Below are 10918 nucleotides of genomic sequence, written 5' to 3' on the forward strand. Positions count from 1 at the left end.
TAGCGGTAAGTTTAAGCGTAATGCTTGCCTTTAATGGCGTTATAAATGGCATCACACAAGGTTTTTATGCTGCTATGGTCTGAAATATATGGCGGCATTAAATAAATAAGTTTACCAAAGGGGCGTATCCACACACCTTGTGCTACAAAATAAGCCTGAATTTTAGCCACATCAACATTGCCTGCTTCCGCTGTTAGCTCTACCACCCCAATAGCGCCTAAAGTGCGTACATCGGCTACGTCATCAAGCTCTTTGCACTTATTGAGTTGTTGTAGTTGGCTGTTTAGGTTGGTTATGCGCTGCTGCCAGTTTTGCTCAAGCAGTAAATCTATACTGGCACAGGCCACAGCGCAGGCAAGCGGGTTGCCCATAAAAGTAGGGCCGTGCATTAATACACCGGCTTCGCCTTCGCTTATACCTGTGGCTATTTTGTCACTGGTAAGAGTGGCCGATAGGGTCATAGCGCCGCCAGTGAGTGCTTTGCCTATACACATTATATCGGGCTGAATATTAGCATGCTCTACGGCAAATAATTTACCGGTACGGCCAAAGCCTGTGGCTATTTCGTCGCATATAAGTAACACCTTATATTGCGTGCATAACTTGCGTACGCAGGCTAAGTACTCAGGGTGATAAAAGTTCATGCCACCAGCATTTTGTACAATTGGCTCAATAATAAATGCCGCAACGCTCTGGTGGTGCGCTTTAAAATACGCTTCAAGCTCGGTTGCCTCAGCTTGGTTAAATTCACTATTAAATTGGCTTACCGGGGCTGGTACAAAAATATGCTCGGGTAAAAAGCCGCTGTACAAACTGTGCATTGAATTAACTGGATCGCATACACTCATAGCCGCAAAGGTATCGCCATGATAGCCCTTGTAGGGAGTCATTAATTTTTGTTTGTTAGAAATACCTTGGCTAAGCCAATACTGCAGCGCCATTTTTATAGCTACTTCAACACTTACCGAGCCGCTATCGGCTAAAAATACCTTAGTTAAGCTAGCAGGGGTAATGCTTACTAGCTTTTTACACAGCTCTACAGCGGGTTTATGGGTAAATCCGCCAAACATAATGTGGCTCATAGAGTTAATTTGCTCAATCATGGCGTTATTTAAAACTGGGTGGTTATAGCCATGTATAGCGCTCCACCATGAGGCCATGCCATCAATGAGTTGCTCGCCTGTTTCAAGCTCAATAATATTATGATTTGCGTGGGTAACAGGGTAAACCATTATAGGCTTGGTCATAGAGGTATAAGGGTGCCAAATATGCTGGCGATCAAAATTTAGGTCAATCGTATTCTTTTTAATCATATGTAAACTTAAGTGGGCTTGGGTTCGTTGACAATGGTACTTCAAGAAGTAGACTAAGCCAATATCACCGTTATGAAAAAATAAAGAGAGTAGAAAACTATGGAACTTGCACCTGTTCGTCACAACTGGACCCACAGTGAAGTTAAAGCAATATTTGAAATGCCATTTAACGATTTACTATTTAAAGCCGCATCGGTTCATCGTGCTAATTTCAACCCAAATGAAGTGCAAATTTCTACTTTATTATCGATTAAAACCGGTGCCTGCCCAGAAGATTGTAAATATTGCCCGCAGTCTGGGCATTACCGAACCGATTTAGAACGCGAACGCCTAATAGAGGTAGAAAAAGTAGTAGAACAAGCGCGTTTAGCCAAACAAAAAGGCGCAACTCGTTTTTGTATGGGGGCCGCGTGGTCAGATCCAAAAGACAGAGACATACCGTATATTTCGCAAATGGTTAAAGAAGTAAAAGAACTTGGCCTAGAAACCTGTATGACCCTAGGCATGCTTAATAACGAAAAAGCCCATGAACTACGCAATGCTGGGCTTGACTACTACAACCATAACCTTGACACCTCGCCTGAGTATTACGAGCAAATTATATCTACCCGAACTTTTCAAGACCGCCTAGATACCATAGGCAATGTACGCGACGCGGGTATGAAAGTATGTTCGGGCGGTATTGTAGGTATGGGCGAGCAAGCAGCCGATCGCTATGGCTTATTAATGCAACTGGCCAACTTAGATCAACAACCAGAAAGCGTACCCATTAATATGCTGGTTAAAGTTAAAGGCACACCGCTTGAAAACGTAGATGACTTAGATCATTTTGAGTTTATACGCACAATTGCAACCGCGCGCATTATGATGCCGCACAGCTATGTGCGTTTGTCGGCAGGGCGCAACGCCATGAACGAGCAAATGCAGTCAATGTGCTTTTTTGCAGGTGCTAACTCTATATTTTATGGCGACAAACTGCTTACCACCGAAAACCCAGATGCCGATGCCGATATGGCCTTAATTAAAAAGTTAGGGATGAATCCAGAAACTCGTCACGACTATTCAGATGAAGCCGTAGCCGCGTCGCTTTCATCGCAAGTGGCCGACAAAGCAACGTCTAAGTTATTTTACGAAGCATAACCATAGCCATAATAATAACTAAGCTATAACTAAGCCTAGGTAAACACAGCCAAATGTCATTTGAATTTATAAATACGCATCTGCAAGCTTGCTTGCACGATGCGCTACTGCGTAAACGCCACCAAGTACAGCATGCTACGGCGCGCAAAATTACTATTAATAACAAAACCTATCTTAATTTTGCCAGTAACGACTACTTAGGCTTTGGCGATAACGCAATTGCTTTAAATGAATTACCGGCATTAGGGAGTCACAGCTCAGCGTTAGTTACCGGTTATCAAGTTCAGCAACACGCACTAGAGCAGTATTTATGCGCACAGTTAGGTTACGAAGCCGCCATGCTGTTTAGCTCGGGCTTTAGTGCTAATAGCAGTGTAATAAAAGCGCTGTTTCAAGATAAAACGGTAGCGCAGCACAGTGCTGTTTTTCAAGATAAGCTTAATCATGCCAGCCTAATAGACGGCGCACTGCATGCTAACGCCGCTTTAATCCGTTTTAATCATAACGACATGAACCATTTACGCGCCCGCTTAGAAAAATCAACAGCGCAGCATAAGCTAATTATAAGCGAAGGTGTATTTTCGATGGATGGCGACAAAGCGCCACTTAGCGAGCTACTGGCGTTAGCCAAACAGCACAATGCTTGGCTAATGATAGACGATGCTCATGGTTTTGGCGTATTAGGTAAAACCGGGTTAGGCAGCTGCGAGGCGCTTAATACCGAGCAACTACCTGAGTTACTGGTTATTACTTTTGGCAAAGCGGTAGCCAGTAGCGGCGCGTGTGTATTAGGCAGTAAACATTTTATTGATTACATGCTGCAATTTAATCGCGATTACACTTATTCCACGGCTATGTCGCCGCTTATTGCAGGGCTTACTCTTGCACGTATTAAAGCGATTAAAACTGCAGATGATAAACGCGCTAAATTAAAGGCAAATATTAGCTACTTTAAGCAACTTGCTAAACAACATAATATTGCCGTAATGGAGTCAAGTACCGCTATTCAGCCCATTGTTTTAGGCTGCGCCGAGCACACCTTAAACGTGGCTAGTAAACTTAAAAAATACGGTGTTTGGCTTACTGCTATTCGCCCGCCAACCGTTGCTCATAACACCGCACGTTTGCGAATCACTCTCAGCGCAGCGCATACAAAGCACGACATTAACCATTTAGTTAATAGCTTAGTAGGTGCATTAGTATGATTGCTCAAACACTTTTAAATGCTGCTTCTATAACAACACAGCCATTAAATACAGAGCCAAATAGGCAGCCGTTAAATATACAATCATTATCAGCAGGGCCTATATTATTACCAAGCTGTAGCCTTAAAAAGGGGGCGCAGAGTAAGTTTTCAAAAGCAGCCAGCAGTTATAACCACCATGCTAATGTGCAAAAACAAGCCGCAGATGATTTATTTAAACTTATAAAAGCGAATGCAAATAGCAGTAATAAAGCCAAACTGTGTATCGACTTAGGCGCAGGGCCATTAGTTAATACACATACTTTGCAAACATTATTTGGCAGCGTTATTGCCATGGATCTTAGTTTAAACATGCTACAAAGCAGCGCACTAAATACGCCACGGCTATGCGCCGATATGGATAATCTTCCGCTGCAAGCCAATAGTATTGATATTATTTACAGTAACTTTGCAGTGCAATGGTCGGCCGATTTTGCTCAATTATTAAAATCGCTTTATACTGCGCTCAAACCAGGCGGGCAAGCCTATATTAGCTGCGTTATTGAAGGCTCGCTTAACGAGATAAAAACCGCATTTAGCGCACTTGATAACAACAGCCATATAAATACCTTTAATAGCGAACAGTATATAAACCAATCAGTCCAAAAATCTGGGTTTACTATTAATACAATACAAAAAGCCTTGTATAGCGATGAGTTTACATCGCCATTAAATGCCATTCGCTCTATTAAGGCCATAGGTGCTACAGCGCAAAATCACAGTAATACGCGCAGAGGCTTGTTAACTAAGCACGCTTTGCAGCAGGTATGCAGCGCATATCCGCTTAAAAATAATAAAGCGCACGTGTCGTATCACGTTATGCTATTAGCACTTTGCAAAAAAACAGTTAAATAAAAACCGCTAAATAAAACAGCAAAGGTAAATAACGCCATGAAAGAATTTTTTATTACCGGCACCGACACCGACGCCGGAAAAACCCACGTTACCAGTTTATTACTAAAGCTACTTGCGCAACATAAAAAGCAAGCAATTGGTTTTAAACCGCTCGCGTCTGGCTGCGAAATGGCGTTTGATCAGCTAGTAAATGCCGATGCACTAATATTAATGGAAAGCGCAACGGTAAGTGCCAAGTACGATGTAATTAATCCGTTTGCCTTTGCACCTGCTATTGCCCCGCACATAGCCGCCGAGCAAGCAGGGGTTACTATTACTGCAGATAAGCTAAGCAGCGCGTATAAAAACGTAAAACAGCAAGGTGCCGATTATATACTTACCGAAGGTGCTGGTGGCTGGGCGCTGCCTATAAGCAACACAGATTATTTATACAATTGGGTTAAAGCAGAGCAACTGCCGGTAATATTGGTAGTAGGTATAAAGTTAGGCTGCTTAAATCATGCACTCCTTACGACTGCACATATGCAAAGTATGGGTATAAATTGCATTGGCTGGATTGCAAATCAGGTTGATCCAAACATGGATGAGTACCAAGCTAATCTTGATTCACTTAAATTACGTTTACCCTTTCCTATACTGGCAATAAGCCCATACAGTGAGCAAACCCCTAAATTACAAATATATAAAACACTGCTAGAAAATTTCGCACTAAACACATAAAAAACACTTGTTTTACGACATAGTTTGTCACAGAATAGCACTGACGTTGTGACATACTGTGTCATAACGCAGTGATTGCTTTTAATCAATTTAGTGCCAAACGCACTAAACATATTAATAGTACCGCAATCGATATTATTTTTTGAGGACAAGTATGAAACGTGTTTTTTTATTTTTACTAACAAACCTCGCAGTTATGTTGGTATTAGGTGTAGTGCTTTCAATAGTGATGAGTGTATTTGGACTAAGCAACCGTAGCTTAGGCGGTATGCTAATGATTGCCACTGTGTTTGGTTTTGGTGGCTCGTTTATTTCGTTATTTATGTCGAAATGGATGGCTAAAAAATCAACCGGCGCACATGTTATTACCCAACCACGTAACGAAACCGAACATTGGCTAGTAACTACGGTTGCAGCACAAGCGCAAAAAGCCGGCATTAAAATGCCAGAAGTGGCCATTTACGACAGCCCAGAAATGAACGCATTTGCCACCGGCCCAAGTAAAAACAACTCACTAGTGGCAGTAAGCACAGGTTTATTACACAGTATGAGCCAAGATCAAGCCGAAGCCGTACTTGCCCACGAAGTATCGCATATTGCTAATGGCGACATGGTAACGCTTACACTTATACAAGGCGTGGTAAACACCTTTGTTATATTTGCCGCTAAAGTGCTAGCAGGCATAGTAGATAACTTTATAAACAGTAACAACGATGAACAAGAGGGCGGCAACAGCTGGACCTACTTCCTGTTCGATATGTTGTTTCAAGTAATTTTTGGCATTTTAGCCAGCGTTATAGTGGCTTATTACAGCCGCCAACGTGAGTTTGCTGCCGACAGCGGCGCTGCCAAACTAGTAGGCGCAGACAAAATGCGTTCAGCCCTTGAGCGATTAAAGCAAAATCATCCTTCGCAACTAGAAGGCTCAATGATGGCGTTTGGTATTGCCAGTGGTAAAGGTATGGCTGAGTTGTTTTCGTCGCACCCACCGCTTGACGCCCGCATAGACGCACTGCGTAAATAATGTTTTAGCGCAAAGTTATTGCATATATACTAAGCCAGCTTAACCGCTGGCTTTTTTGTGACTAAATTACATGCTAAGTTGGTTGCTCATATGTTTAACCAAACCAGAGTTTATACATGAAACTATTAAGCACCACTTTTGTATTTGCGTTACTTTTTGTGTTTTTTCCGGCTAAAGCAACAAACGGCCTAATAACACTACAAAGCCAGCAAAGCGCCAAAGCCACTATGAATAAGTTTGAGCTACTGGCTAAAAATAAAGGACTGACAATTTTTGCACGTATTGATCACGCCGCAGGGGCTAAAAAAGTAGGGCAGCAGCTTGGCTATACCGAAGTTATTATATTTGGTAATCCACAAGGCGGTACTCCTTTAATGCAGTGCGCGCAAACAATGGGGATTGATTTACCGCTTAAAGGACTTGTTTGGCAAGACGCCGATGCAAAAGTATGGTTGAGCTACAACGATCCGAGCTATTTAACTAAGCGCCATGGTGCAGCGCAATGCGCTGTTGCTACAAAGCTTGCCAATGTACTTGCAGAGCTTGCTGCAAAGGCTATACAGCCCTGAGCTTAATTACCAACCCTAAAAAAGTAATTTAAACAACGAGGGAATATACATGAAGTTTTTAGTATTTTTAGGCACAGTACGCAATAGCACACCCCCTAAACCAGCAAGGCTTGGTGAGCGCGTAGCCCAAGCATGTATAGCGTGTTTGCAAAGCCAATTTAGTACACACGAAATAGAGCTAATCGACGCGCTAGATTACCCGCTCGAACCGGTATTTAAGCCACACTTTGCTTACCCCAAAAGTAAAGCTCCCGAGCAGCTAAATACCCTAGCTGATAAAATTGCCGCAGCCGATGGCTACATTATGGTCAGCCCAGAGTACAACCATTCTATGAGCCCAGCACTGGCCAACTTATTAAACCATTTTGGCAGCTCACTGTTTTCGTACAAGCCCAGCGCTATTGTTACTTACTCTGCTGGGCAATGGGGTGGTATGCGCGCCGCAATGGGTATGCGTAACTTTTTAAGTGAATTAGGCTGTTTACCCGTATCAGCAATGATCCATGTACCAAAAGCGCAAGAGGTAATGACTGAAAATGGCTCGTTCAATGATCAAAGTGAACAAGACACTTGGTTTAATTACTTCTCACGTACATTTACCCAATTAGCCTGGTGGGCAGAGGCTGCTCAACAGCAAAAACTAACTCAAAATCCAACTGAAGTGTTAAGCAGCTTTACTAAAGATCCCTCACAGCGAAACGCTCCTAAATAAACTAAGTTTAATTAATAACGCCTTCAAACAATAAAGCCAGCTTAGCTGCTGGCTTTATAATTTAAAACATACGACCTAGCTATTACTGAGACATAATAATTTCGGTAATGCCCTCGGCCGAGAGTATTTCAATCCAATAACCGTCGGGGTCTTTAATAAACGCCAAACCTTTCATCGAGCCATCGTCTGGTTTTTTTACAAACTCTACATCGTATTTTGCAAAGCGTTCGCACGCGGCGTATACATCGGGTACGCTAATACCAATATGGCCAAAGCCTTTAGGCTCTTCGTTACCACTTACATAGCCTGCAAAGCTATCGTCGTTTTCTGTGCCCCAATTATGGGTAAGCTCAATTAGTGCAGGGCGGCGAAACACCCATTCAGCTTTGGTTTTATCATCGCCCGCAGGCAGTTGTTGCTCGTAACCTAAAAAGTACAGGGTAAACTTCATACCAGGAAAGTCATATTTGCCCAACAACTTCATACCTAATACGTTTTCATAAAATGCTAATGACGGTTTTGGGTCTTTAATTCGCAGCATAGTTTGCTGCATTACATAACCTTCGGTCGCTTTAGTAACTTGCTCTGGAGATTCGTTATAGCTAGACATAAGATGATCCTTACTAAAAAATTTAAAGCACAACAGACTTATTAAGTATTTCTAGCGCCATCATAATCAACAGCACCGCAAATTAAAACCACCCTATGTAATTCATTCGTTATTCAATCACTATTCAATAATTAGTTAATTAAAATACCGCCAAGCAATGGCTATAAAGTAGTTTAATTTTAAAATTACTTAAAATAAGTTTACCGACCACTTTTAGAAACGTATAGTTTGCATAAGTAACACATAAAAAATAACTAATAAAAAGTATAAAAATCAGGAACACCAATGAACAAAGGATTGTTAACGTCGTGGAACGACAACCGAGGCTATGGTTTTATTAAATCTAGCAGTGTTGCACACGACACCTTTATACACATATCTTCGCTTAAACACATGAACCGCAAACCCAAAGTAGGCGACACTATCTATTTTGAGGTAGCTACTAATCCCAATGGTAAAAGCAAAGCCGTAAACTGCCGCATTGAAGGCGTAATTGAAAGCAAAGTAGAAACCAAACTAGCAAAAACAGCTGCTTTTAATAAACCCTTTAAAATGAGTAAAGCAAAAAAGAAGTCGAGCACTTTAGCTAACCTTGTTGCGCTGGTAATTATATTAAGCATAGGTTTTAGCGCATACAATAGGTACTTCGCAAACACTCATGCAGGCAATAAAAACAACACCCCCGTTATTACCAATGCCGACTTAACCACCTTTGATGAGAAATACCCAAAGGCAGTTATTCCTAAAAACACTCAAAATTTTAGCTGCGATGGCAGGCAACACTGCAGCCAAATGACCTCACGAGCCGAAGCTGTATTCTTTATAAAAAACTGCCCGAATACAAAAATGGATGGCGATAACGACGGGATACCTTGTGAAAATGATTCAAGGTTTTAAAGAGGTGATAATTGCAGATGCGTTTTTATAAAAAATAAATTTAATTTGATACTGTATATAAATACAGTTCTGTAGGTTTTGTCCCATAACATTATTAAAAGTCGTTTTGGGATTAAATTATAAAGGTTACAAAATAGAAATTGTAACTTCTTGTTTATAAATGAATTATATGTTTTTGTCGAACAACGTAACGTATAAATACTAAGACGTTATAACTTTACGAGTCCATATTGCTCATCGTTAATTATAGGAAAGGAAATGTCCAAAAATAATCAAATCTTACTTGATGCAATAATTAAACAAGAAATGGAAGATTTAGAAGAAAATATACCATTGAGTGATTTCTTCGAATTTTACTCCGCGCTTCAGGTATTAAAAGAGAATGAATTAAGTTATGACGAAATAAATACCGGTATCGCAGGTAAAAGTCATGACGGTGGTGCCGATTCGCTTTATTTATTTGTAAATGGTGAACTGGTTAAAGAAGATGATGACTTAGCGGATAAGTATAAAAAGAATGTAGATATTGAATTTGTATTAATTCAATCAAAATATGAAAATAAATTTTCAGAAGATCCACTATTGAAGTTATCAAGGTTATGCCGAAGTCTCTTTGATTTAGACTTTAATCCTGAAGACTATATTGGCCAATATAACGAGCACGTGTTATCTGCGTTTGAATTATTTAAAAAAACTTATGTGGGGCTAATTACAAAAAAACCAAGATTGAAAATTAGTGTTTATTATGTTTCAAAAGGTATTGATATTCACCCTAATGTATATAAGCAGGCAGCATCCTTAGAAAACGACATCATTGATAAATTACCTGCTTCAGAAGCAAAAGTTCATTTTCTCGGAGCCGAAAAACTAGTCAAAATGACACAAGAAAGACCAAATGATGTGTTTCGTTTGAAAATATCTGAAACTCCATTATCAACATCAGGACAAGTATTTATAGCACTTACAAATTTAGTTGATTATTACAACTTTATTACAGATGAAAATGGTAAATTAATTCGGCATATTTTTGAGTCTAATGTTCGTGACTATCAGGGCAAAACAAACGTAAATAATGAAATCCAAGATACACTAGAAAACCCTGGTGACGAAGAGTTTTGGTGGCTAAATAATGGTGTAACTATTTTAGCAAGTGAAGTTGCTGCACCAGGGGGGAAAGAACTAGTTGTACACAACCCAGAAATTGTAAATGGATTACAAACATCTTCTGAAATACACCGTTTTTATAATAATAACAAAGATAAGATAGAAGGTGAAAATCGAGATGTTCTTGTCAGAATAATTGTTGCAGAAAGTGAAGAAACACGTGATCGAATTATTCGTGCAACAAATAGTCAAACTCCAATTCCAAAATCTTCTTTGAGAGCAACAGATCAAGTACATCGTCAAATAGAAGATTTTCTTAAGCCGAGAGGTCTTTATTATGATCGAAGAAAGAACTTTTATAAAAATGAAGGGAAGAAGCCTAAAGAAATAATTAGTGTCCCTTTCATGTCTCAGTGTTTAATTTCAGTACTAATGCAAAAACCAAACTTTGCAAGAGCTAGACCATCAACTTTATTAGAAGATGATGAGTCTTATTCTAAATTGTTCCATAAAAATAATGATTTACAGACTTATTACTTAGTTGCACTTCTAGGACGAAAAATTGAGGAGCAGTTAAAAAAAGATAAAGCATATACTACTATTGAAATAGCGGATATTAAGTTCTACATCCTATATACAGTAAGTTGTTTAATGTATTAAGCGACAATTACGGTGGCCGGTCTAGCGACAATTATCTTGGCCGGTTGATCTGATAAGGTTCGGTACAGCAG

Annotated in this window: 11 protein-coding genes; 9 read left to right on the plus strand and 2 right to left on the minus strand. The window is 40.2% G+C overall.

The genetic code is table 11. The features are described 5' to 3' along the window. Positions 1-11: 11 nt before the first annotated feature. A complete protein-coding gene (gene bioA / locus AAEZ18_RS09370) occupies positions 12-1313 on the minus strand; it encodes an adenosylmethionine--8-amino-7-oxononanoate transaminase (protein WP_339683163.1) in 1302 nt (433 codons plus the stop codon). A 99-nt stretch (positions 1314-1412) separates the two neighbouring features. On the opposite strand from bioA, the gene bioB reads away from it, so the two are divergent. The 7 genes from bioB to AAEZ18_RS09405 all read left to right on the plus strand — a co-directional run bounded on the left by bioB (position 1413) and on the right by AAEZ18_RS09405 (position 7576). Continuing rightward, a complete protein-coding gene (gene bioB, locus AAEZ18_RS09375; RefSeq protein WP_339683166.1) occupies positions 1413-2453 on the plus strand; it encodes a biotin synthase BioB in 1041 nt (346 codons plus the stop codon). A gap of 53 nt (positions 2454-2506) precedes the next feature. Further along, complete coding sequence (locus AAEZ18_RS09380; protein ID WP_339683169.1) at positions 2507-3658, plus strand: aminotransferase class I/II-fold pyridoxal phosphate-dependent enzyme; 1152 nt, start codon at positions 2507-2509, stop codon at positions 3656-3658. Next, positions 3655-4551 carry a methyltransferase domain-containing protein gene (locus tag AAEZ18_RS09385; RefSeq protein ID WP_197107973.1) on the plus strand — a complete coding sequence of 299 codons (897 nt, stop codon included), beginning with the start codon at positions 3655-3657 and terminating at the stop codon, positions 4549-4551. The genes AAEZ18_RS09380 and AAEZ18_RS09385 overlap by 4 nt, the downstream gene beginning before the upstream one ends. Positions 4552-4587: 36 nt before the next feature. Then, complete coding sequence (gene bioD / locus AAEZ18_RS09390) at positions 4588-5271, plus strand: dethiobiotin synthase (protein WP_306288009.1); 684 nt, start codon at positions 4588-4590, stop codon at positions 5269-5271. A gap of 154 nt (positions 5272-5425) precedes the next feature. Beyond that, positions 5426-6295 carry a protease HtpX gene (gene htpX, locus AAEZ18_RS09395; protein ID WP_089368331.1) on the plus strand — a complete coding sequence of 290 codons (870 nt, stop codon included), beginning with the start codon at positions 5426-5428 and terminating at the stop codon, positions 6293-6295. A 116-nt stretch (positions 6296-6411) separates the two neighbouring features. Continuing rightward, on the plus strand, positions 6412-6864 hold the full coding sequence (locus tag AAEZ18_RS09400) for a DUF302 domain-containing protein (protein WP_339683176.1): 453 nt from the start codon (positions 6412-6414) through the stop codon (positions 6862-6864). 49 nt (positions 6865-6913) lie between these two features. Beyond that, on the plus strand, positions 6914-7576 hold the full coding sequence (locus AAEZ18_RS09405; protein WP_339683179.1) for an NADPH-dependent FMN reductase: 663 nt from the start codon (positions 6914-6916) through the stop codon (positions 7574-7576). 82 nt (positions 7577-7658) lie between these two features. On the opposite strand, the gene gloA is transcribed toward AAEZ18_RS09405, so the two are convergent. Further along, positions 7659-8186, minus strand: a complete 528-nt coding sequence (gene gloA, locus AAEZ18_RS09410) for a lactoylglutathione lyase (protein WP_086993386.1) — start codon at positions 8184-8186, stop codon at positions 7659-7661. A 285-nt stretch (positions 8187-8471) separates the two neighbouring features. On the opposite strand from gloA, the gene AAEZ18_RS09415 reads away from it, so the two are divergent. After that, positions 8472-9083, plus strand: a complete 612-nt coding sequence (locus AAEZ18_RS09415) for an excalibur calcium-binding domain-containing protein (RefSeq protein ID WP_350550121.1) — start codon at positions 8472-8474, stop codon at positions 9081-9083. Positions 9084-9341: 258 nt separating this feature from the next. Continuing rightward, entirely contained in the window at positions 9342-10847 is a 1506-nt protein-coding gene (locus AAEZ18_RS09420; RefSeq protein ID WP_350594582.1) for an AIPR family protein, read from the plus strand. Positions 10848-10918: the final 71 nt, after the last annotated feature.

The organism is Pseudoalteromonas sp. 19-MNA-CIBAN-0066 (genome assembly GCF_040308705.1).
Classification (GTDB): domain Bacteria; phylum Pseudomonadota; class Gammaproteobacteria; order Enterobacterales; family Alteromonadaceae; genus Pseudoalteromonas; species Pseudoalteromonas nigrifaciens.